The organism is Nocardia aurantiaca, assembly GCF_009708175.1.
In the GTDB taxonomy this organism is placed as follows: Bacteria; Actinomycetota; Actinomycetes; order Mycobacteriales; family Mycobacteriaceae; genus Nocardia; species Nocardia aurantiaca.
The window spans coordinates 20969-43229 of sequence record NZ_WMBB01000014.1 but is presented as its reverse complement, the minus strand read 5'-3'; the positions used below and the strand labels follow the sequence as shown (position 1 = coordinate 43229).

Below are 22261 nucleotides of genomic sequence, written 5' to 3'. Positions count from 1 at the left end.
CTGTCACCGCGTGGTTCTTGTGGGATTGCTGTCATGGCGCACCTCCGAATCTCTGCCCGACGCCCGGTCTCACCGGGGCGGGCTGGATTCTCAACTCGCGGCGGCGGTGTACGCCGAGGTCGACCGCGCGCGAGGGATGCCGCGAAGGCCCAGGGGCAATGCCGAGGGGTCTGCGCCACCACAGAGGGGGCCGACGTGCGCCATAGTAGGCATTCAAGGTCAACGGCAGGCTACGCCCGAGCCGATTCTCGGGCTCTACACCCCGAGATCGAACCCGTCGGGCACAGCCTGGCGCACCCGATCGGACAGGTAGGAGGAGAAACCAGTGGGCCTTCGTACCGTCTCTCTGAAACCGCCAGCCCCTCGGTGTCAACCTGGAAACGCCGGAACAACTCCTCACGGCTGATATCGGGGACCTCCCGCAGGCTCCGCAACAATTGGCCCCGCGCGGGAACAAAGGTGCCGCGATCACCTACCTGGAGTACCGCAGTGGCGACTCACCGGATGGTCCTGCGGACGCAGCGATTCCGTGCTCGCGGCCTCGCTAGCCGCGGTGACGCGAGCCGCGAATATGCTGATGGTCGACTAGTGAGCTGGTCGCGAATCCGATATCTCGGTCGAATGGTCGGGACGGCGGCCGCGGATGAACGGGTGTGCAGCGTCATGCGGCACGAGACAGGGAACCTCCCCGCTGAGGTGACGAGTTTCATCGGTCGTGGCACCGAGATCGCCACGGCCCGCAAGCTCCTGTCCGGCACGCGGCTGCTCACGCTGACCGGGCCGGGTGGGGTAGGCAAGACCCGGCTCGGTCGGCGGGTGGGTGAGGCGGTGCGGCGCGCCTTTGCCGACGGTGTGTGGTTGGTCGAGCTCGCGCATGTGCACGACGCGGATTTGGTGGCGTTGAGCATCGCGCAGACTCTGGGTCTGCGCGATGAGACCAGTTCGCCGCTGGTGAGCCTGACCGATTATCTGGCGGACAAGAGTCTGCTGCTGATCCTGGACAACTGCGAGCACCTGATCGGTGCGTGCGCGGCCCTGGCGGTCCGGGTGATTCACGCGACGACGGACGTGAGGATTCTCGCGACCAGCCGTGAACCGCTCGGGGTTTCGGGGGAACAGGTCATGCCGGTGGCGTCGCTCGCGGTGCCGGAGCTGGATGAGGATGGGCAGGCGAGTCGCTCGGCCCAGGTCGATAGTGACGCGCTGGTGCTGCTGGTCGATCGGGCTTCCGCCGCGAACCCTGATTTCCAGGTCACCGAGGCCAATCGGAAGGCGCTCGCGGCGATCTGCCGTCGCCTCGACGGCATTCCGTTGGCATTGGAGCTGGCGGCGCTGCGGTTGCGGATGTTCACCCCCGATCAGGTGCTCACGCGTCTGGATGGCGCGATGCGGCTGCTCACCACCGGGCTGCGGACCGCGCCGGAGCGCCAGCAGACCCTCGAGGCCGCGATTCGGTGGAGCTATGACCTGTGCACTCCCGAGGAGCAGCATTTGTGGGAGCAGCTGTCGGTGTTCGCCGGCGGCTTCGATCTCGAGGCCGCGGAGGCGGTCTGTGTCGTCGATCCGCCGGATGTGTTGCTGGACGCGCTGACCGGGTTGGTCGATAAATCTGTGCTCGGTTATCGACAGGACGCCGACGGCGCCGGCAGGTATACGATGCTCGAGCCGTTGCGCCAGTTCGCCTTGTCACGGTTGGTCGCGCGCGGTGGTGAGCGGGCGGTGCGGTTATGTCATCGCGACTACTACTATCGGGTCGCGCAGCGGGGGCGGACGGCGTACTGGGGTGGTGAGGATGTCACCTGGTTTCGTGAGGTCGCCCGGGAACATCCGAATCTGCGTGCGGCCCTGCAATTCTCGCTCGCTGATCAGGAAAGCGCCCATCGCGCTCTGGAGATCGCGACGGAACTGCGGCCATTCTGGGAGCACTACCGATTCCTGTTGGAGGGCTATCGCTGGCTGCTGGAGGCCTTGGCCAAGTCTCTCGACCGTACGAAGGATCGGGCGCGGGCACTGGCCGCCATCTCGGTGATCGCCGCCATGCTCTCCGATCCCGAGTCGGCGACCCGATTCGCCGATGAAGGTCTGGAGATCGCCACCGAACTCGATGCCGAGGATGTCCTCGTCGAATATGCTCTGCTGTCGGCGCTGCTGGCATTCGCCGATGATGATCCGCAGCGGGCACTGGATCTCGCCGAGGCCATCTCGGGCAGGGCTCGTGCCTGCGCGCACCACGGAGCCGAGATGGAGAGCCTGGCCTTCGCCTACATCTGTGCACTGGTGCTCGATGATGAACGCGCGGGTGTCATCGCGGACCGGTTCCTCGCCGTCACAAAGGAGTACGGCTCGCATCTGCTCGGAGGGTTGGGCTATTGGGCGGTCGGGACCAGCCACTGGCGAAAAGGTGAGCAGGACAAGGCCATCGACGATCTGCGCAAGGCGGTCGAGCTCTTCAGTCTGTTCGACCGGTGCGCGTGGACGGCATCCGGATTCGACGGGCTGGCGTGGGCGGCGGCCGCGGAGGGCGATCTGCACCGGGCAGCGCGGTTGATGGGTGCCGCGTCGACGCTGCGTTGCGGCAGCACCCAGCGGCTCGCCCACGAGATGACCGAGTTCGTCGGCGATAAGGTTCGTCGCGAGGTGCGCGATGCGATGGGTGAGAAGCAGTTTCGCGCCGCCTTCGAGGCGGGCGCGGCGCTGGGCTTCGAGGAGGCGGTCGGCTATGCCCTCGGCACCGAGCCATGTCCGGACGCGCGACCGGTGAAATCCATTGAGGCAGATATCCTTACCCGTCGCGAGCGGGATGTGGCGCGGCTGATCGCGGCGGGCTACAGCAATAAGAACATCGCGAGCGAACTGGTGATTTCGATCCGAACCGCGCAAGGCCACGTCGAGCACATCCTCACCAAACTGGGCTTCACATCGCGCACCCAGATCGCCGGGTGGGCCAGCCGCAATCAGCTCTGAGGCGGGTCACGCCGTCGATGCCTTCGCGCGGGAAATCGGCGTGACCGCGTTCCTTGGCCCTCCGGACCGGCGCTGATCGACTGACGGCCGAATCCGTCGCGATCGGTTCGGTCCCTTCGGCAAGCGGGCCAAGATCACAGAAAGCACGCGGGGCTGGTCGCGTGATATCTGGGGGTAGCGGCTGCGAGCAGCTGACCCGTGACGGCCGATATACGTATGCCTGTAGGTATTTCTGCGGCTGTGCGCCTGCCTCCGCTCGCAGAAGATTGGCCGGAGTCAGGTTGTAGGTCGTGCTGCTAAGGATCGACGTTGCGCTGTACAGAAAACGAGGGTCGTGCACTCATCCGGTGTTGTTCGGGGTGTGCCCAGCGACCAGCCGGCACCGGTGTCCGGGCTGGATGCGAGTCGTCTTTGTCTGAGCTGGACCTGGCGGTGGCAGCGTCAGCGCTGATCGTCCAGCGGCCGAACCGGGCCGGCATCGGCACCAGAATTGCCCATCCGCTGCTGCGGGGCACGGTCGGCGTCGGGTTGGCGACGTGGGCGCGTATGGCCGACCACGGTCGGTTCGAGCACCTTCTGCGGCTCGGCGGCTTGCTCGATCTTCCGGCGTCGGCGCTGCCTGCTGTGAAGGGCACCAAGCGCCGGATGGTGCGATTCGAGAAGTTCCGGGCGGAATGGTTGTGGCAGGATGACCGTGATCCGCAGCAGCGGCGGGACTCGGCGTTGCTGTATTTCCATGGCGGCGGGTTCGTCTGTGGCGGGCTGAACACTCACCGGCGCATGGTCGCCAAAATCGCGCAGGCCAGCGGGATGCCGGCGTTCAGCGTCGATTATCGGCAGTTGCCCAAGGCGCATCTGACCGAGACGCTCGCCGACGCGGTCGAATCGTATCGGTATCTGCTGGAGCAGGGCTTCCGGGCCGAGCGCATCATCGTGTCCGGTGACTCGGCAGGTGGCGGGCTCGCTTTCCGGCTCGCGCTGGCGACTCGTGAGCGGGGATTGCCGATGCCCGGCGGCATCTCCGCGATCGCACCGTGGGCCGATCTGGACTCGACCGTGCGCGACGCCCACCCGAATCGACATCGCGATTCGTATATCCCGGCCCAGGCTCTGGAGGTCATCGCACGCCGGGGCTTTGCTGCTGACGGAGAACTCGACCCTGCTTGGTCGCCGGTCAACGGTGATTTCACCGGCCTGCCACCGGTCCTGATCCAGGTCGGCTCCACCGAATGCCTGCTACCTGACTCCGAGATGCTGGCCCGTCGTTGCGCCGAAGCTCGGGTAACGACGTTGCTGCAGATTTGGGACCGTGCCGCGCATGTGCACCACGTTGGCTCGGATCTGCTTTCGGACGCCCGCGCGGCGATCGGTGAGCTCGGGTGGTTCCACCAGCAGGTGATGACCGGCCGGATTTCATCGACCCTACTGCTCGACGCTGGCTGAGTATGACGGATGACGTGGAGCGATATCGCTCACCCGAACGAGTGCCTGCCGTTCCGTGCCACGGTGGCGGGCGGATCTCGTTGACGGAATCCGAGCGGGGAGCACTGGTATCGCGGTGGTGGCAGACGCTCGCCACGAGTTGTCGGTTGTCGATACCGGAACGGCAGGCGCGGGAACTACTCGGGCACGTGGTCGATGAACTCGCCAGCGGAGCGGATGCGGATCTGTTCGATGTCGCTATGGGCGCACGGGTCGTGGATGCGTGGATGGTCGCTGGTCTGGCCCATCCGGTGGTGCCCACCGCGGCGGAACAGGTGCAGTGCCGATTGGCCGAGCATTGCCGGCCCACCGTCGCCGCCCGACGCGTAGCCGGATTGCTCGCTGCCGCCGGCCGGGGCTGCCGAGCGCAACGGCACCGGCTACATGATCCGGGGCCGCACGCGGTCGACAGTGCGGAGCGGCAGGCGTCCCGCGTCGTAGAGGAACGGTTCCGGATCGTCTTCAACAACGCCGCGATGGCGATCGCCATCGCGGACACCGCGGGCACTCTCCTCGACGCCAATCCGGGCTTGGCCAGCATGATCGGCGTCCCGATTGACACATTGCGTGGGACGTCGATCTATCGGTTCGCCCACCCTGACTACCACGACGACATCCGCACATTGATTTTCGGCACCGTAGTTGCGGCGCGCGCAGGCACCGCGAAACTGGAGCAGAGATTCATCCGCGCCGACGGCAGCAGCGGTTGGGCATCCTTCGCCATCACTTACGTGGAAGGATCCGCTGGGCAGGCCGACTATCTCCTCGCGGTCGGAGCGGATGTGACCGAGCAGCGGCGGCTGCAAGAGGAACTGCACCGGCAGGCCCGCCACGATGTGCTCACCGGCCTGCCCAACCGGCGCCACCTTCTCGAACGGATCGAGGCGCTCACCGCTACGTCTGCCGATCGCGACCGAGTAGGAGTGTGTTTCGTCGATCTCGACGGATTCAAACAGATCAACGACCGCTACGGTCACGCAATCGGCGACCAACTCCTCGTCGCTGTCGCTACTCGCCTGCGCGACAGCCTGCCCGTCGGCAAGGGCATGATCGCCCGCATCGGGGGCGATGAATTCGTTGTCCTCGTCGCGCCGCCGGCTGACGAACTTCGCGTTACCGCCATTGCCGACCGGCTGCTGTCCGCGCTGGCCGCCCCGATCGTCATCGGTGAGTACGAACTGCGGATGTCGGCCAGCATCGGGGCCGTGACAACCGTGGCCGAGGCCCCGGCCGCGGCCCTGCTCGAAGCTGCCGACCGCGCGCTCTACCACGCTAAAACCAGAGGCAAAGGCCAGTGGGTACTCCGTGTACTCGATGTGAGTTCTCGCCCGAACTGGCGGAGAGCAAGTGTCTGACCCGTGGTCCGCCAGCCGCGATGGGGCGGGCGCCGGTGGGTGTTTCTCAGGCTGAGTGGCGGTTTCCGCGAAGTCGGCGTTGAAAGCTGCCTCGAGCGTTGTCAACGGCGCTGTCGAGACGGCCCGGAAAGGGGTCCGCTGGCACCAATTCCTGCGGCAGATAACGGTATTGGACGTCTTCGACGGACTTCTGCCACGTGGTTATCGGCCGGACCAGGCAGCTGTCGTCAGCAAGCACAATGGCGCCGTTCTTCTCGACAACACGTCGCGCTCACGTAGGCCGGTGAGGATTTCGCCGGCCTTGACCTCGGTACTTGAAACGCGGACGGCCTCGAAACCCCGACGTTCCAGACCAGATGGCCGAGCTCACGCTGCGCCGCGACATCATCCCCGCCGCCAGCAGGTCTTTGCCAGGTATCTGAGAAATCCGCCAGATCGGCTGAGAAATCACACTCGACATTCCTGCGAGGGAGTGAGCATGATCCGTCCAATTTCGTTGATGTTTCGTTTCGTTTGTGTCAACGAAACGGAAACGAAAGAACCGCCACGATTTTCAGGGAAGGCGGTTACTCTGACCGCCGATAAGGTTCACTTATCGGGGGTCAGCATCGTCGTGGTTCACGTTGAGGTTTTTCAGGTTTCGTTTCGTGTTGTTCCGTTGGCAAGGACGAAACCAACGCTACGATTTGCGTTGTGTCGAGCATCTGCAACTACCCGGGCTGCACCAAACCGATTACGCGCGGCGGGGGCCCCGGACGGCCGTCGGAATACTGTGATCACCCCGAGCACACGCGATGGCGAGCTTGGAGGGAGCGGCAACGGCGGCAGCAGGCCGAGGTTGACGCACCCCAGACGAATGTCACTGTGACGCAACAGGGGCCGGTGACCGTGGCGCGATTGCGGGCTGATGAGTTGCTCGGACAGTTTCGGACGATCGCTGAGCAGCTGGGCACGACATTGAACCTGGCGGTGGCCGAGCTGTCGACGCTGGCCGATCCAGCGGTCGCTGAAGCGCAGGTCCAGGCCGTGCAAGCGGATGCGGCGCGGCGGATCGCCGAGGCGGAAATGGCGACGGTCGCGGCGGAGCAGGCGCGACGGGAGGCCGAAGAGGCCAGGGCGGCAGCCGAATCGGCGGCGGAGGACGCGGCGTTCGCCGCGGAGGAGGCCGAGGGGCGGATCGCGGAGGCGTTGACGGCACGCGATGACGCGCTGAAAGAAGTCGAGCGGGTCACGAAGCAAGCGGCCGACGATGTGTTCGCCGCGCGCGCCGAGGCGGAAGCCGAGATCCGCACCATCCGAAGGGAAGCCGCCGACGATATCGAGCGGGCACGCGAGCAGGCCGGCGAGGATATCGAACTGGCGCGATCGAAGGCGTCGGCAGAGATCGAGCAGGCGCGCCGGGACGCCACCCAGCGGATCACCGCCGCGGGTGCCGAACGTGATCTCGCTGTGCAACGAGCCGCCGATGCCGAGCGCACCAGCGAGCGCGCCGAAGCCGCTGTGGCCGAGCGCAATCAGGTGGTCGCCGAGACCCGCGAAGAACTCAGGCAGGCGCGTGCGGATATCGATCGCTGCCGCACCGAACTCGCCGATGTCCGTCGACGCGCCGCCGACGATGTCGCCGCCGTCCGCGCGGAATCCAAAGCCGCACTGGACAAGGCGCACCAGGAGTCCATCGCCCGCATCGCCGCCCTCGACGACGCCCGAGCCCAAACCCTGGCCCGGGCCGAGCGCGCCGAGAAGCAGCTCGACGCTCTCCTCGAGATGCCGTCAAGGATCGTGTCAGGAGTGACAAACGAAGCCGATTAACCACGATGATGATTACAGAGTTGGAACCCGCTGCTGGGCCGGAAGAGGGTGTCAGCCAGATGATAACAGGCGGCATTTTGCCCTCTAAGGGCAATCAGTGAAAATGGTTCTCCCGCAGCGGCACAGGCCTCGCCGACAAATTGAGCTCGATGCCGTTAGCTCTCCAGCTGACCCCTTTTACACCATGTGGCCCTGCTGCGGAGGACAGAGGAATTGAGGGCACCGTCGCGATGGTGAACGCGCATGTCGCGCCTTAAGGTCGGAGCGGGGTCTTCACCCCCTGCGAGAAGTTTTGTCGCGCAGCGGTTGTGTCGGGCAGGGTCTGCGGTGGATTCGGGAGGATAAATGTCCGCAATTGCGGAGCGGTGTGGTCGGTCGCGTGGGTGGCAGCGCATGGGCGGGGCGGTGTTCGTGCTGGCTGCCGCGGCGACCGTGGTGGCCGGGTGCTCGAGCGACTCGGGGAAGTCCACGGCTACCTCGGTGAAACCGTCGACGAGCGTGAGTAGCACGGTCGTCGCGTCGACGAGTTCCAGTGCACCCGTGACGACTCCGGGCGCGGGGCAGCCGGTGGGTGGAAGTCCAGCGGGAGGGTCGCCGCGGCAGGACGCGCCACGGCAGCCACCGGCCGACGCGCCGGGTGACGTGCCCGCGCCCGATTCGGCACCGGGCGGCGGTGCGCCCGCCCCCGACAACTATGTCAAGTGCACCGACAAGATCAACTACGCGGGCGATCCACGCAGCAATGCCGAGATCAATACTCTCGGTGAGCAGCAAGGGCACTGCCCCGATCCGATTGTGGCTACCGCGTCCGCGACACCCGCTCCCACGACCACGACCACGATCACGACCACGACTACGACCGATCCCGCGACCACGGTCGCCCCGACCACAACGGTGGCGACCACGCCGCAAACCACCTCTGTCGCACCGACAACCACGGCCGACCTGCCGACGACGCCGGCTGCCGCGACCGCGGCCAAGTAAAGCGATGACAACGCCGGTCCCACTCGCTCCGAACAACTGGCGGTGCTTGCGTGGATGGCGCAGGATTTCCTGGCGGATCGCGGTATCGTCGGTGGGGAAAGAGGGGTGTGACAGTTGAACATCAACGCCATGCGAGCGCGGCAGTCCCGGCCGAGCGTGGCACGCGTATACAGCTACGTGCTCGGTGGGCGCGACAACTACGGTGTCGACAAGGATCTCGGTGACTATTTCATCGAGGACCTACCGGGATCCGAGTTGTTGGCCGTAACCAACCGGCACGCCGTCCTGCGGGCCGCGCGGATCATGGCGGAGGCCGGAATCCATCAATTCATCGATATGGGCTGCGGCCTGCCCGCCAGTGAGAACGTGCACGAGGTCGTGCGGCAGGTCGTACCGGATGCCCACGTCGTGTACGTGGACGACGACCCGTTCGTCGTGGCCCACGGACGGGCACTGCTCGCCGTCGATGAGCGAATTGCGGTGGTGCAAGCCGATATTCGCGATCCGGGCAGCATCGAGAAGCACGACGATGTACAGCGGCTCATCAACTTCGACGAGCCGGTCGGCATACTGTTCGCGGTCACCCTCAGCTTCGTCAATGACGAAGAGGACCCGACGGGTGTGGTCCAGTACTGGACCGATCGCATGCCCTCCGGCAGCCATGTCTACATCTCACATTTCCGTACCGGCACCACCCGCGAGGCTGTGGCCACCTCGAACAAGATCCTGGAAGCCTTCGGCCGCGGCCGATTCCGGGATGACGCCGAGATCATCGCTTGCTTCGGCACGCTGACACTGGACGAGGACGGCCTGCGTCCGTGCGCCCGGTGGCGCCCCGCCCCGTCGGAGGCCGAGGGCCCCAAGCCCGAATTGACGGTCTGGGAAGAGTTGGTGGTCGGCGGCTTGGCCCGCAAACCGTAGTTCCCCCACGGTGAATGCGCTGGTGACGGCCGAGAGACGGCCGTCACCAGCGCGTTTCTCGTCCGCGGGGAGTACGCCACATGGGCCAGAGCGGCGGGCCACCCTTGGCGGCGTCGAGGGTGCCGGTGACCTCGTAGCCGAAGCGCTCGTAATAGGGAACGTTGTCAGGTTTGCTCGACTCCAGGTAGGCGGGAACGCCCTCGGCCTCGCAGCGGTCGAGCCGCGAATTCAGCAGTGCCTTGCCGTAACCCTGACCCCGGACGCCCGGCAGGGTGCCGATGACGGCCAGATACCAATGCGGTTCGCGGGGATGTGCCGCCGCCATCCGGTCGGCCAGCCGGGCCGCGACGAGTAGTCGGCGCCGGAAGGCGAACGCCAGCCCGGGCAACTGCGCCAGCATCGCGGAGTCGGATACGTGCCAGTGACCCGGCGGTGCCCAAAGTGCTGCGCCCACTACGGAATTCGCGTCATTGCAGGCCACTTCCGCTCCACCCAGTGGGATGAAGTGGTGGCGAGCCTGCGCGGTGAAGAGGGCGGCAACGCGGCGGGCCCGGGTGACATCGTCGCGGATGAGCCAGGACATGAGCGGATCGTCGGAGAAGGCGATGCTCAGCACCCGCGCCAGCTCGGCAATATCGGATAGCTGCGCCGGGCGAACGGTGATCCCCATGCGTTCACGGTAGCGGCTCCACGGCCTCGGCATCGGGTGCCGCGAGTCGCCGTGCCGCGTCGTGATCATGGGTGGGGATGACCGGTATGAGCCGCATGGCCAGGTGCAGCCGATGCAAGGTCTTGAAGGTCAGATCGCGGTTCTCGTCGACGAAAAGGCCTGGGAAGCTGGGCTTCTGGCGCACTCGCTCGATCTGCATGGCATGCCAGGCGGCATCGCCCGCCAGCAGGATCCACCCGCGAGCGGTGTGCGCGAGCAGTCCCACGCTGCCCGGCGTGTGCCCGGCGAGGTCCACCAGAACCAGGCTGCCGTCCCCGAACAGATCGTGGCTGCGGGTGAAGGTGAGTACCGGTGGACCGTCGAGCTCGTAGTCGACCACGGGCCGGTCGACCAGCGCATCGCGAACGCCGCCAACGGGGGCCACCGGCCCGGTCATGGCCCAGCTGCGCTCGATGCTGTGCAAGTGGACCGGCAGCTCGGGGAAATCGAGAAGTCCGCACACGTGGTCCCAGTGCGCATGGGTCGGCAGTGCGAAATCGAGTGCGGGCAGCGCGGGTTGCGATCGCAGCGCGGTGATCGTCGGAATGGTCTCGGCGGGCGGCCGCACGAACGGGCGGATGACTCCCTGCAATTGCGCGATGGCGCGGTGTTCGGCGTCGAGGCAGTAGCTGGGGTCCACGATGAAGGTCGCCTCCGGATGCTGGACCACGAAGGAGGTCAGCGAGCTGGCGATGCGGCTCGGGGTGAACACGCCCTCCACCACCGCCGGGGTGGGGGCGGAGCGTGGGACCTGGGGGAGGGCGGTCACGGTGACCGTCCGCTGGGTCGAGGGCAGTCCGGCATCGGTGATGGATCGCAGGTACCGCTCGTCGACCGGCCGCGGCCGGACCGCGCCGTGGAGGGAACCGACTGCGGCGGAGCAGCATTGGCGGAGGGTGGGCTTGCGTACTGGATCGGACATGGTGGAACGCTAATACTCGAGGTCGACGTGAAGTAAAGGGGTAAACCATGGTCACCACCCAGGAGATGAGAATCGGCGACGCTGCCGCGGCGATCGGAGTCGAGACCCACGTGCTACGGCACTGGGAGTCGGTCGGCCTGCTCGCGCCGCCGCGCACCCCGGCGGGTCATCGCAGCTACAACGAGCACATCCTCGACTACGCCCGCATGATCCAGACACTGCAGCGAACCGGGCTGTCGCTGGACCAGATCCGGCAACTCGCGCTGAGCGGCTGCGCCAGCCGCCGCGACATGATCGCCGTCCGCCGCGCGGAGGTGCGCGAGCGCATCGAACTGCTGGAGGCGACCGACCGATTCCTCGAGCATCTGCTCGAATGCACCCATCCGATCATCAGCGAATGCCCCGAATGCTCGGAGTTCGTGGCCCGAGCGCACATGCGGCGGGCAGCGGAGTTCCCCGGTCGCCCTTAGCCTGGAGCGCCGCTGTATGAGTCGGAAAGCTAAACCCGAACCGCGTTGTCGGCGGTAAGCACCACACGCGCGCCGTGCGCGGGAACATGTGTGATGTTCCGGATCCTGGACGGCTCGCTGCCCGCGCCGTCCGGAAGCGAAAGCCGGTAACGGGTGAGGATCTCCCGCAGCACCGCCGTGCCCTCCATGACGGAGAACCCGGCCCCGATGCAGCGTCGCACGCCACCGCCGAACGGCAGCCAGGTATTGGCCCCCACCGAACCATCGAGAAATCGTTCCGGCCGGAAGACCAGCGCGTCCGGGTAGGCTTCGCGGCGTTGATGGGCCAGCAGGATCGAGGTCGAGACCACGGCGCCCTGCGGCAGATCGATACCGCCGATGGCCATGTCGCGGGTCAGTTTTCGCCCGGTCGACGCGATCACGGTGTGCTGGCGCATGGCCTCCTTCAGCACCGCCTCGAGATACTTCTCGTCGCCGTCGTGCGCGGCACGGCGGGCCTCGGCCTGGATCTCCGGGTTGGCGGCCAGCTCGTGGCAGGCCCAGGACAGCGCCGAGGCGGTGGTCTCGTGCCCGGCCAACAGCAGGGTCACCAGCTGGTCGCGCAGTTCGGCGTCGGACAGGGGTGCGTCGGCGGGATGCTCCCCGGATCCGACCGTGAGCAGTCGGGACAGCACATCGGCGCGCGTGTCCAGGTCCGGATGCGTCCGGCGCTCCACGATCTCGGTATAGAGAAGCTCGTCGATGGCTTTCTGATTGTCGCGGAAGCGCTTCCACGGCCCACGCCGCTGCAGGGCCGGATATTTCCAGCCGAAGAAGACGATCGGGTTGACATTGACGATCCGGCGCAGCCGGGGCGCCAGCTCGGCCCGGCGGCGTTCATCGGTCACGCCGAACACCACCTGCGTGATGACATCGAGTGTCAGATCGTTCATCTCGTCGAGCGTGTGCACGGTCGAGCCGGATACCCACCGGTCGATATGGGTTTTGGCGATGGCGTCGACCAGGGTGCGATAGCCGCGCAGCGACGAGCCCACGAAGGCCGGCATGAGCAGCCGCCGCGCCCGCGCGTGCTCGTCCTCATCGGTGAGCAGCAGCGAATGCTCGCCCATGATGTGCACCAGCAGCCGATTGCCCTCTCCGGCATGCAGATCCGCGGGATCGGCGGCGAAGATCTCCCGGATGTGGTCGGGCCGCGAGAACACCACCAGATTCTCGGCGTAGGGCGCGACCAGATGCAGGGTGAAGACATCGCCGTACCGGCGGGCGGCCCATCGCAGCAGCTGCCCGCGCCATTTGGCGTAGAGGACGGTCTGCACCGTACTCGGCAATGACGGTCCGGGTGGATAAGCGGTGGTCACGATGCCGATCCCTTCACCTGCGCCGCCTCGCTGCGGCTGAATCGCTTGTCGAACAGCGTAGAACGCGCGCCGGCGAGAGCGGAATCCGCTGTCCATATAGGACATATTCTGACCTAGTTGGTTCCTACCGTGGAGGCATGACGATTTTCGAGCCCTTCCGAATCGACATTCCGGATACCGACCTCGAGGATCTGCGGACCCGCCTGGCTCGTACCCGCTGGCCCGCGGACCTGCCCGAGGTGGGTTGGACCTACGGCATTCCGACCGCGTACGTGCGGGAGCTGTGCGAGTACTGGGGCAGCGGCTACGACTGGCGGACGCACGAGACCGAGCGGAATCGCTACCCGCAGTTCGTCACCGAAATCGAGGGTCAGCGGATGCATTTCGTGCACGTCAGGTCGAACGAGCCGGGGGCGATGCCGCTGGTACTGGTCCACGGCTGGCCCTTCGAGGACTTCACCGCGATGGTCGGCCCGCTCACCGATCCGCGTGCGCACGGTGGCGATCCGGCCGATGCCTTCGACGTCATCATCCCGACACTGCCCGGCTTCGGATTCTCCGGCCCGACCCATCGCGTCGGTGACGCCGCAACCGAGCGTGGCACCCAGTTGATCGCGAAACTCATGACGGAGCTGGGCTATGCCCGCTACGGGACGCATGGCGGAGATGCTGGATCCTTCATAGCCCCCGGACTGGCCCGACTCGCGCCCGATCGGGTGGCGGGTGTGCACCTCAACGACCCCATCACCATTCCCTCCTGGGACGATGATGGCTCCGGCTACAGCGAGAACGACCGGCAGAAGCTGGCCCGTCTGAAGGATTGGAGCAGCCGGGACACGTCGGGTTACGCGAGCATCCACTCCACCCGCCCGCAGACCCTGGCCCCGGCCGTGTCGGACTCCCCGGCAGGTCTGCTGGCGTGGGTGCTGGACGTGGTCAATACCTTCAAGGACCCGGCGCAGCCGACACCGGACGCCGCCATCGACCGCGATCTGCTGCTGACCAATCTCTCGGTGCTGTGGTTCACGAATACGGCCGGGTCTTCCCTGCGGCTGTACAAGGAGTCCCGACACTGGGGCGCGGACATGCCCAATTCCGGAGTGCCCACCGGAGTCGCGCTGTTTCCGGGTAATGGCACCATCCGTGGTCTCGCCGAACGCCAGAACACGGTCGTGCACTGGTCGGAGTTCGATCGTGGCGGTCATTTCGCCTCCATGGAGACCCCCGAACTGCTGACCACCGATCTGCGGGACTTCTTCCGAAAGTTGCGTTGGTCAAACCAATCTCGCACCGCTGCAAGCGGTTCCGCCGCGATCCGGCCCGACTCTGGCAGGATGGCGGCATGGCCGAGATCCATGAGACGACCATGAAGCCCACTAAACTGGAGTTGCTGGCGCGGTGGCTGCCCACCCGGCACTGGTACACCGGCGCCGGGTCGCCCGCTCTGGCCAAGTCCGGCGGTTTCCGCCTCGATGACCCGGATGGCGAGGTGGGCATCGAGTTCATGGTCGTCACCGACACCTCGGGTGCGGAGCCGGTGGTGTATCTCGTCCCCATGACCTACCGCGGCGCCCGCGTCGAAGACCTCGACCACGCCCTGATCGGCACCTCCGAACATGGTGTGCTGGGCCTGCGCTGGCTCTACGACGCCGCCCACGACCCGGTCTTCATCGAGCAGGTCGCCCAGGTGCTGACGGGCAAGGCCGCTGCGCAGGACCAGCACACCAGCGACACCCCCGATCTGACCGTGCACGTGGTCCCCGGCGACATCCTGTCGCCTGCACCGGGATTCCGGCCGACGGTCATCGACACCGATACCCATACCGATATCGCCTTCGATTCCGACCGCTCCACCAACGCGGGCGCGGAACTGATCCGCGTACACCGCCGTCTCGCCGCCGGCCCGGTGCCTCCGCGCGACCGCAGTCATCTCGACGCCCCGTGGGAGGCCGCCGACGGCGCGTCCCGACGCGGCGTGTTCCTCAGCACTCCGTAGACGCCGAACCGCCGGTAATGCGCGCGGCATCACCGGCGAAGCCAGTCGTGGCTCAGTGGTGTTCGAGATCCTGCTTGATCGCGCCGATGGCGTCGACCGGTGTGAGGTTCTGTCCCTGGGAGTCCTGTCCGAGCTGGGGCCAGCCCTTGCCGTCCTTCCCGAGTAGCTGTGTCCAGATGTCGCGCAGCATGCGGCGGTCGTCGTCGGTGAAGCTCATGTCATCTCCTGTCAATAGGTCCCGGAACTGTTCAGGGGTGCCGCGAAAGGCATCCACGTCTAAAGAGCGACCGGCCACCGAGCCGCTGTCGCTGAACTGGAATACCGCGACCTCGGCCCCGCCGTAGGGCTGCCAGCCGCTGTCGTCGTCGCCGGGATAGATGACCGTGGCGTAGCCGGAACGACCGTTGCCGTAGCTCGAGGTCATCAGCGGCGGGATGCCGGTGAGGTCGGGCGAGCCGAGATGGCCTTCCCAGTACCAGCGCGGCAGGTACGAAAGCGCCACGTGCACACCGCGATTCTCGATGGCGGCGCGGACGGCCTCGAACATGCCGATGTTGCCGGAGTTCAGCTCGTGGTCGAGCATGGCCGGGATGCCGTGATCGCCAAGATGGTTGACGAACAGCTCGGCCTGCGCGTCGGCATCGCAGTCGCCGCGCACGTAGTGGTAACCGACGAGGATCTTTCCGGCCGACAGGGTGGCATCGCGGAACGCGGGCCAGGAGGCGTCGGTGTAGTAGTCGCCCTCGCTGACCTTGGCGATGACGAACTCGAAACCCTCGGCGAAGACCTCGGCGAGGTCGAGCCCATCCTGGTAGTGAGAGATGTCGATGCCGTAAATCGTCGTGCTGGAAGTCATATCGGATCCGTTCTCATGGGGTGAGGATGGCGCGGGCGGCTCGGCTGCGTCGGTCAGCATGGTGAGCGGATCGAGGCGATCCGGGCCCGGCGGCACCCACGAGTACCGGTGCCATTCGAAGTGCAGGTGCGGGGGGACTCCGCCGTTGGTCCCGGAATCGGGATTGACGTGCGCGATGCGGTGCCCGGCCTCGACTCGGCCGCCCAGCTCGACCTCGCGGACGATGTGCCCGTAAACCGTGGTGCCGCCGCCGTCGGCCGCGGGATGGTCGACGACCAGCCAGCCCGCCGGATCCGGTCCGCCGAAACCTGTTGCGGCACCGGCGTACACGACCGTTCCGCCCTGCGACGCGTACACCGGCTCGCCCCCGCAGCCGCCGTCCTTGCCGAAATCCACGCCCCAGTGGAAGCCGTCGTCGCGCACTCCGAACCCCGAGGTGATCACCCGCCCGGCGGCCATGGGCCAATACCTGTTGAACGCCATGAGTCTTGTCCCCCCTCGAGGTGCGGCCGGGCCGGTGCCCGGCCGTTCGCTGTGATACCAGTGAATCGAGATAGCCCACTCGATGCCTCACCCGAACAGATGAAAATTCCCTGCGATAGCTCGATGGCCTTCCCCGATAAACTGGTATCGCCCCCGACCGGGCTCGGCGGCCGAGGGCGTGATCATTTCTCGACGGGGGCAGGACAATGAACCTGGGAGAAAAGGACATTTCGCTCGCGCGCTTCTCCGAGCTGATCGCGGAGATCAACCGCGCGACTGGGGAACCCGGCGCATGGACACGCACATTGAAAGCGATCACCGACGGCCTCGGTGGCCACCATGGCTGCCTCGTCACGACCCGGTCGGGACGGCGTCACATGATCGCGAGCACCGACGAGGAGCTGCGCGATAGCTACAACGAGTGTTACGGGCGCATCGATCCGTTTGCGGCGGCGCTCGAATCCGCGCCCACCGCAATGGTGCTCACCGGTAGCGAACTGATTTCACCGGAATGTCGGCGCCGACATCCGTTTTTCATCAACTGGGCCGCGCCGCAGGAACTCGGTGACGGTGTGTTCGTGCGGCTGGCGACGCCGGGTTCCTGGCTCGTGGTCTATCCGCGCGCGGATCAGCACCTGGACCGCGACTCGACCGAAGTGATGTTGAGGTTGTTCCTGCCGCATCTGGACCACGCCCTCGGGATGGCCGCCCGGCTGGCCGAGGCCTTCATCGACCGGGATCTGGCCCTCAGTGTGCTCGATCGCCACCGTCACGGCCTGGCGCTGGTATCCGGTTGCGGCCGAGTCGATTACGCAAATCCCGCGGCATTGGCCGTGTTGCGGGACCGCGACGGTCTGTGCCTGGGCGCGCACGCGCGCCTGCACTCGAACGACCGCGTGGTGTCCGGCCGGCTGCGCCGCCTGCTGGCGCAGGCGGTGCAGGCGACCCCGTCGAATGCCGTGGCCCGCCTGCTCATTCCACGTGAGGGCGTCCGGTCGCCGTTGACCCTGTCGATCCTGCCGCTGTGCCGGGATCCGCAGCAGTCGCCGCGGCGCTTGGCGCTGGTGGTGATCGTGGATCCCGAACGCGAGGAGCCGGGCTGCCGCGAAGCCCTGCGCGAGCTCTACGGGCTGACTCGGGCCGAATCGCAGGTCGCCTTCGAGGTTCTGCGCGGCAGCGGTCTCGCGGCGGTTGCGGAGGAGCTGTATATCTCGGTCAATACAGCCCGCACCCACCTGCGCCAGGTGTTCGCCAAGACCGGCACCCGCCGGCAGGCCGAGCTGGTCCGCCTGCTGTCGTGCGTGCTCTCGGGAGCCGGGCAATTTGCCGAGTCGCGACGCGCCGGAGCCGGGGAAGACACAAACGTCCAGTTACCTGGGTGAATCGGTCATATCATTTAGGCATGCCCGCCAATCGGATCGAGGGGCGAACCGACGTATTCGCCGACTGGGCTTGGCAGTCGCTCGTAGTCACTGGCGGCTGCTCGGTGGTACTGGGGGCGGTCATGGCGGTGTGGCCGGACAAGTCGCAGACGGTGGCCGGAATCCTGTACGGACTGGTGCTGCTGGCCTCGGCGGCGATGCAGCTGGTGATCGCGTTCGGCGCCCGGATCGCCACCGCGCTGAAGGTGCTGGAGGTCGCGAGCGCGATCATCGCGCTGGTGCTGGCGGCCTGGGCCTTCAATAGCGGTGAGTGGGTTGCGTTGCTGTCCTTGTGGATTGGGATGTGCTGGGTGCTGCGCGGGATCGTGCAGGCCCTCGTGGGGGTGTGGTCGGAGCAGTACGCGGGGGCGGGCCGGTTGGAGCTGGTGGGTCTGCTGACCCTGGCCGCCGGGGTGATCGTCGCCGTCGTACCGTTCGAGACGCTGGCCGCGTTGTCGATCGCGGTGGGGCTGATGACCATGGCCCTCGGCGTCTCGGAGATCTTGCTGGGCGCACGTGTGGAACGTAACGGATCCGATATTCCCCAATTGCCCGAAATTAGTCGGTAAGTCGGATTGCTCATGGGTTCGGCAGTCGATCGCGCGCGGATCACGACAAAGTTGTGCGCTCGACTCACTCGACCGAGGGGGTCAACTGCACCTCATGCCCCTGTCGATGGTCACGCCATCAACTCTCGCACCTGGCTCGAATCATGGGGAAGCGAGGAAGTGCCGGAGGCGATAGTTACATCCCGGTTACTGCGGCGTCGCATGTGAGGTCGGAATTGTCCTCCTGTGACAATGCCTGCGGGGAATTTCGTTGATGCACGACGGTGTCCAGCGGCGGCCTGATTTCTACCGTTGTCGTCATTCCCCGTACCCGTTCTGAGGACCGCTGATGAACCTTCTTTCGACTCTCCCGGACCGTCGTGCGGCTGCCGCACCGGACGCGGCCGCCGTCGCCGACGACAGCACCGACCTGAACAACGCAGGATTCCTCGACGCCGTGCGGCGCGCCGCGGCTACCCTGCGCGCCGCGGGAGTCTCGAGCGGCGACGTGGTTGCGATCATGTTGCCCAACACTGCCGCTTATGTCGTAGCCCTGTTCGCTATCTGGCGTGTGGGAGCCACGGTCACCCCTATCGATCCGTGGCTGACCGCCGCAGAAGCCGACCATCAGCTGACCACTACGGGCGCCAAGGTCCTGATCGCCGCGCCGCGCCCCACCCCCGACGCTGCGGTCCACGTCGTCATACCAGCCGACGATCTCGCCACCGCGGACCCCGATGTCGCCGAACCCGCACGGCCCCGCAACGACACACTGGCGCTGCTCCTGCGCACCAACGGCGCCCTGGGCAAACTCCACAGCGTGACGGTCGACCACGCCAACCTCGACGCCATGTGCTCAATGGTGATCGAGGCATTCGAACTCACCGCGGCCGACCACAGTCTGCTGAATCTGCCGCTGTCCCACGTCAACAGCATTGTTGTCGGCACGTTGTCGCCATTGCTCGCCGATGGCCGCGCCACCGTGGCCTTCAGCCCGAAGACGTTCTTCGACCGGATCGAGCGGAGTCGTGCCACTTACATCTCCGCTGTCCCGACCACATATGCACTGCTGTCGGATCTGCCCGCCGAAATCCGGCCGAACACCGCATCCGTACGATTCGCCATCTGCGGCGCGGCTTCAGCCGACGTCGAGCTGCTGACCAAATTCGAACGCCGCTACGGAATTCCGATCGTCGACGGCTATGTTTCCGAAGTTCCGGTGCGAGCACGCCGCTCATCGTCACCCGGACGATGGACACCGTCGGAATATTTCTGCCGAGCCGGCTGATTCGAACCGCCGATCCGGAGGAGTCCACATCGTGGCAATGTCGGATCCGTATGTCGGTATGCAGCCAGTGATGGGCCCGGACGCCTGGACCCTAGCCGAAAATGGCCGTTCGATACGGTGATCGCTGAGCTGCGACGACAGCGACGCGGGACGCAGCCGGTCGATGTGATCGACGAAGTTCGCCGCCGGCGTTGTCCCCGGAGCACAAGTTGGCAATTTCCCGCGTGGCAACGCCGCAGTAACTACCGTTGAGGAGCGACGACTTTTCGTCGCGGCGGTGATGTCGATGTGGGCCGCTACGTCGCGGGGATCGCCGCCCGCATGAACGAGCGGGTGACGGATATCGCCGCGATCCTTCGGCGCTGTCTCGAGGACGATATTCCCGAATTGCGGAGCGACGCCCGCACCGTCGAGCTGCTGGGCGCCAGCGTGGAAGGCAATGTCGACACCATCCTGCACGCGCTGCAGCATGACATACCCGTCGCACGGATCAACGCGCCCACGGCGGCCATCGAATACGCCAGACGTCTTGCCCAGCATGGAGTTCCGGTCAAGGCCCTGGTGCGTGCCTATCGGGTCGGCCATCGGCGGATGACCGAGCTGGTTTTCACCGAATTGGAGGCCAGCGCTATCGCGCCCGCCGACGGTGTCAAGGTCGCGGAGGCGATCACCACCGCGCTGTTCGAGTACATCGACTGGATCACCATGCAGGTCGTCGCGGTGTACGAGACCGAGCGTGAGCAGTGGCTGGAGAACCGGAACAGCGCCCACGCGCTGCTCGTGCGCGAGGTGCTGTCCGGGAGTAAGCCGGTCGATATCGATGCCGCGACCGAATCCATCCGCTACCCGCTGCGTTGGCATCACCTGGCGCTGATCCTCTGGTATCCCGACACCGGCGCCAGTAGCGACGACCTGACCCGGCTGCGACGCTTCGTCCGTGAGCTGGCCGAGGCGGTCGGCACCGCCGCCGCGCCGCTGTTCGGGGCCGCCGACCGGACGAGCGCATGGGCCTGGCTGCCATATCGGTCCGAGCAGTCCGATGCGGTGGCCAAGGTCCGTGATTTCGCGAGCAAGCGGCCGGACGCACCGCGTCTCGCGATCGGCATCATGGGCCAGGGGATATCAGGCTTCCGCCGGTCCCATCGGCATGCGCTGCGCGCACGCTCGGTCTCGCTCACGCGCGGGGACGTCGAACCGAGGATCATCGCCGCGAGCGATCCGGGGCTATCGACCGCGGCGCTGCTGGGCGGCGCCCGCGCGGAAGTTGGCGAATGGGTGAGCGAGGTGCTCGGCGAATTGGCCGCCGACAACGAGAACGATGCCCGGCTGCGCGAGACGCTGCGAGTGTTCCTGCGCACCGGATCCAGCTACAAGGCGGCTGCCGCGGAGCTCGATCTCCATTCCAATTCGGTCAAATACCGGGTCGGGCGGGCACTTTCGCGACGCGGGCGGCCGATCACCGACGACCGGTTGGACGTCGAGCTGGCGCTGCTGGTCTGCCACTGGTATGGCGCAACCGTACTGCTGCCGAATTCGGACTGACCGTGGCGGCGGGTCCGGGGTTCAAGCGCCTTGGGATTGGATCGCGCGACCGTAATGCTCCGTGTGAGGCTGGGAGACGGTCGGGCACTGACCTGGCCGCTCGCCCAGCCGCGGATCCTGCTGGCCGATTCGTCATTGCGGACTCCGGCCCTCGACGGCTGTCTCATCTGCGGCAGCCATGCCGGAGCTTGAACCGAAATCAGTTTCCCCGGACCGATCCGGGCTCGGTAGGGTTCGGCGGGTGACGAGGATCGCGTTTCTGGGTGTGGGCCGAATGGGTGCGGGCATGGCAGCGCGAATGGTGGCCGCTGGGCACGAAGTGACCGTATTCAATCGGACTCCGGGCAAAGCGACCGCACTCGTTGCCCAGGGCGCGACAGTCGCGGCGACACCTCGCGAAGCTGTACGGGACGCCGAAGCGATATTCGCGATGGTGGCCGACGACAACGCCTCGCGGGCGGTCTGGCTGGGCGCGGACGGCGCACTGGCGGGGGAGTACGACTCGAACGCATTCGCGGTGGAGTTCTCGACGATCTCCCGGCCCTGGGTGCTGGAACTGGCGAAACACGCTGCCGCGCACGGTCTCCGCTACCTCGACTCGCCGGTGACCGGGCTCCCTGACGCGGCGGTCGCCGGGCGATTGACGCTTTTCGTCGGCGCGGACAGCGCCCATCTCGACGCAGCCCGCCCGCTGCTGGAACCGCTGTGCACCGCCGTCGTCCGCTTCGGCGAGGTCGGCGCGGGCACGAGCTTCAAGCTCATCCAGAATCTGCTGGGCTCCATTCAAATCGCCGCGACCGCCGAGGCGCTGCGCACAGCCGAACTCGCCGGGCTCGACCTGGATGTCGTCGCGGACACTTTGTCGAGGGGCGGCGCGGCGAGCCCGACCGTGGTCCGTATGTGCACCGAAATGCTTGCCGGCGTCCATGATCGCGATATCGCCTTCACGGCCGCGCTGCGCTTGAAGGACACCCGAATCGGCGTCGAATTGGCCGACGCGGTCGGTACTCCCGCCGCCCTCGGCCACACAGCGGAACAGATCTTCGAGCGGCTGGTGGCATCAGGCCACGGCGACCTGTCCGAAACCAAACTCATCGACCTTCTGCGCGCCTGAACCTCGATCCCGCCAATCGGATTCGATCACGCGGGGCCG

Annotated in this window: 19 protein-coding genes; 14 read left to right on the top strand and 5 right to left on the bottom strand. The window is 66.4% G+C overall.

All coding sequences use genetic code 11. The features are described 5' to 3' along the window. The first annotated feature begins 33 nt into the window (after nt 1-33). The gene (locus tag GLP40_RS26590; protein ID WP_230329974.1) at nt 34-2964 is read left to right on the top strand and encodes an ATP-binding protein; all 2931 of its coding nucleotides are present in this window, start codon (nt 34-36) and stop codon (nt 2962-2964) included. Between the two features lie 411 nt (nt 2965-3375). Further along, complete coding sequence (locus GLP40_RS26585) at nt 3376-4407, top strand: alpha/beta hydrolase (RefSeq protein WP_230329973.1); 1032 nt, start codon at nt 3376-3378, stop codon at nt 4405-4407. A 176-nt stretch (nt 4408-4583) separates the two neighbouring features. On the opposite strand, the gene GLP40_RS33375 is transcribed toward GLP40_RS26585, so the two are convergent. Beyond that, nucleotides 4584-4823: a hypothetical protein gene (locus GLP40_RS33375; RefSeq protein WP_196054807.1), complete on the bottom strand. Its 240-nt coding sequence runs from the start codon at nt 4821-4823 to the stop codon at nt 4584-4586. Between GLP40_RS33375 and GLP40_RS33370 the strand changes: the two genes are divergently transcribed. The 4 genes from GLP40_RS33370 (at nt 4722) to GLP40_RS26565 (ending at nt 9515) form a co-directional block, all read left to right on the top strand. Beyond that, complete coding sequence (locus tag GLP40_RS33370) at nt 4722-5801, top strand: diguanylate cyclase domain-containing protein (RefSeq protein WP_328290724.1); 1080 nt, start codon at nt 4722-4724, stop codon at nt 5799-5801. The genes GLP40_RS33375 and GLP40_RS33370 overlap by 102 nt on opposite strands. An 864-nt stretch (nt 5802-6665) precedes the next feature. Then, entirely contained in the window at nt 6666-7610 is a 945-nt protein-coding gene (locus tag GLP40_RS26575) for a coiled-coil domain-containing protein (protein WP_328290689.1), read from the top strand. A gap of 345 nt (nt 7611-7955) precedes the next feature. Further along, nucleotides 7956-8594 (top strand): hypothetical protein, encoded by a 639-nt coding sequence (locus GLP40_RS26570; RefSeq protein WP_154790757.1) that lies wholly within the window; start codon nt 7956-7958, stop codon nt 8592-8594. 129 nt (nt 8595-8723) lie between these two features. Further along, nucleotides 8724-9515: an SAM-dependent methyltransferase gene (locus GLP40_RS26565; protein ID WP_154790756.1), complete on the top strand. Its 792-nt coding sequence runs from the start codon at nt 8724-8726 to the stop codon at nt 9513-9515. 43 nt (nt 9516-9558) lie between these two features. On the opposite strand, the gene GLP40_RS26560 is transcribed toward GLP40_RS26565, so the two are convergent. Next, the gene (locus GLP40_RS26560) at nt 9559-10185 is read right to left on the bottom strand and encodes a GNAT family N-acetyltransferase (protein ID WP_154790755.1); all 627 of its coding nucleotides are present in this window, start codon (nt 10183-10185) and stop codon (nt 9559-9561) included. 4 nt (nt 10186-10189) lie between these two features. Continuing rightward, nucleotides 10190-11146 carry an MBL fold metallo-hydrolase gene (locus GLP40_RS26555; RefSeq protein WP_154790754.1) on the bottom strand — a complete coding sequence of 319 codons (957 nt, stop codon included), beginning with the start codon at nt 11144-11146 and terminating at the stop codon, nt 10190-10192. A gap of 47 nt (nt 11147-11193) precedes the next feature. Between GLP40_RS26555 and GLP40_RS26550 the strand changes: the two genes are divergently transcribed. Beyond that, nucleotides 11194-11616, top strand: a complete 423-nt coding sequence (locus GLP40_RS26550; protein ID WP_154790753.1) for a MerR family transcriptional regulator — start codon at nt 11194-11196, stop codon at nt 11614-11616. A gap of 29 nt (nt 11617-11645) precedes the next feature. On the opposite strand, the gene GLP40_RS26545 is transcribed toward GLP40_RS26550, so the two are convergent. Then, nucleotides 11646-12974, bottom strand: a complete 1329-nt coding sequence (locus GLP40_RS26545) for a cytochrome P450 (RefSeq protein ID WP_328290688.1) — start codon at nt 12972-12974, stop codon at nt 11646-11648. A 137-nt stretch (nt 12975-13111) separates the two neighbouring features. Between GLP40_RS26545 and GLP40_RS26540 the strand changes: the two genes are divergently transcribed. Further along, nucleotides 13112-14344: an epoxide hydrolase family protein gene (locus GLP40_RS26540; protein WP_154790751.1), complete on the top strand. Its 1233-nt coding sequence runs from the start codon at nt 13112-13114 to the stop codon at nt 14342-14344. After that, complete coding sequence (locus GLP40_RS26535) at nt 14317-14970, top strand: maltokinase N-terminal cap-like domain-containing protein (RefSeq protein ID WP_154790750.1); 654 nt, start codon at nt 14317-14319, stop codon at nt 14968-14970. The genes GLP40_RS26540 and GLP40_RS26535 overlap by 28 nt, the downstream gene beginning before the upstream one ends. 52 nt (nt 14971-15022) lie before the next feature. Here the strand turns inward: GLP40_RS26535 and GLP40_RS26530 are convergent, their stop codons facing one another. Then, nucleotides 15023-16309 (bottom strand): GH25 family lysozyme, encoded by a 1287-nt coding sequence (locus GLP40_RS26530; protein ID WP_154790749.1) that lies wholly within the window; start codon nt 16307-16309, stop codon nt 15023-15025. Nucleotides 16310-16686: 377 nt separating this feature from the next. Between GLP40_RS26530 and GLP40_RS26525 the strand changes: the two genes are divergently transcribed. The 5 genes from GLP40_RS26525 (at nt 16687) to GLP40_RS26505 (ending at nt 22222) form a co-directional block, all read left to right on the top strand. Further along, the gene (locus GLP40_RS26525; RefSeq protein WP_196054805.1) at nt 16687-17691 is read left to right on the top strand and encodes a helix-turn-helix transcriptional regulator; all 1005 of its coding nucleotides are present in this window, start codon (nt 16687-16689) and stop codon (nt 17689-17691) included. 20 nt (nt 17692-17711) lie between these two features. Further along, a complete protein-coding gene (locus GLP40_RS26520; protein ID WP_154790747.1) occupies nt 17712-18299 on the top strand; it encodes an HdeD family acid-resistance protein in 588 nt (195 codons plus the stop codon). Between the two features lie 328 nt (nt 18300-18627). After that, complete coding sequence (locus GLP40_RS26515) at nt 18628-19566, top strand: class I adenylate-forming enzyme family protein (protein WP_154790746.1); 939 nt, start codon at nt 18628-18630, stop codon at nt 19564-19566. A gap of 321 nt (nt 19567-19887) precedes the next feature. Next, nucleotides 19888-21108 (top strand): PucR family transcriptional regulator, encoded by a 1221-nt coding sequence (locus tag GLP40_RS26510; protein WP_154790875.1) that lies wholly within the window; start codon nt 19888-19890, stop codon nt 21106-21108. Between the two features lie 241 nt (nt 21109-21349). Beyond that, a complete protein-coding gene (locus GLP40_RS26505; RefSeq protein ID WP_328290686.1) occupies nt 21350-22222 on the top strand; it encodes an NAD(P)-dependent oxidoreductase in 873 nt (290 codons plus the stop codon). Nucleotides 22223-22261 lie beyond the last annotated feature (39 nt).

Excerpts from the sequence above, each read along its gene's own strand:
- GLP40_RS26515 (WP_154790746.1), top strand. The coding sequence starts at position 18,628 with ATGAACCTTCTTTCGACTCTCCCGGACCGTCGTGCGGCTGCCGCACCG.
- GLP40_RS26570 (WP_154790757.1), top strand. The coding sequence starts at position 7,956 with ATGTCCGCAATTGCGGAGCGGTGTGGTCGGTCGCGTGGGTGGCAGCGC.
- GLP40_RS26525 (WP_196054805.1), top strand. The coding sequence starts at position 16,687 with ATGATCGCGAGCACCGACGAGGAGCTGCGCGATAGCTACAACGAGTGT.
- GLP40_RS26555 (WP_154790754.1), bottom strand. The coding sequence starts at position 11,146 with ATGTCCGATCCAGTACGCAAGCCCACCCTCCGCCAATGCTGCTCCGCC.
- GLP40_RS26560 (WP_154790755.1), bottom strand. The coding sequence starts at position 10,185 with ATGGGGATCACCGTTCGCCCGGCGCAGCTATCCGATATTGCCGAGCTG.
- GLP40_RS26565 (WP_154790756.1), top strand. The coding sequence starts at position 8,724 with ATGCGAGCGCGGCAGTCCCGGCCGAGCGTGGCACGCGTATACAGCTAC.
- GLP40_RS26530 (WP_154790749.1), bottom strand. The coding sequence starts at position 16,309 with ATGGCGTTCAACAGGTATTGGCCCATGGCCGCCGGGCGGGTGATCACC.
- GLP40_RS26520 (WP_154790747.1), top strand. The coding sequence starts at position 17,712 with ATGCCCGCCAATCGGATCGAGGGGCGAACCGACGTATTCGCCGACTGG.
- GLP40_RS26550 (WP_154790753.1), top strand. The coding sequence starts at position 11,194 with ATGGTCACCACCCAGGAGATGAGAATCGGCGACGCTGCCGCGGCGATC.
- GLP40_RS26535 (WP_154790750.1), top strand. The coding sequence starts at position 14,317 with ATGGCCGAGATCCATGAGACGACCATGAAGCCCACTAAACTGGAGTTG.
- GLP40_RS26510 (WP_154790875.1), top strand. The coding sequence starts at position 19,888 with ATGAACGAGCGGGTGACGGATATCGCCGCGATCCTTCGGCGCTGTCTC.
- GLP40_RS26540 (WP_154790751.1), top strand. The coding sequence starts at position 13,112 with ATGACGATTTTCGAGCCCTTCCGAATCGACATTCCGGATACCGACCTC.
- GLP40_RS26590 (WP_230329974.1), top strand. The coding sequence starts at position 34 with ATGGCGCACCTCCGAATCTCTGCCCGACGCCCGGTCTCACCGGGGCGG.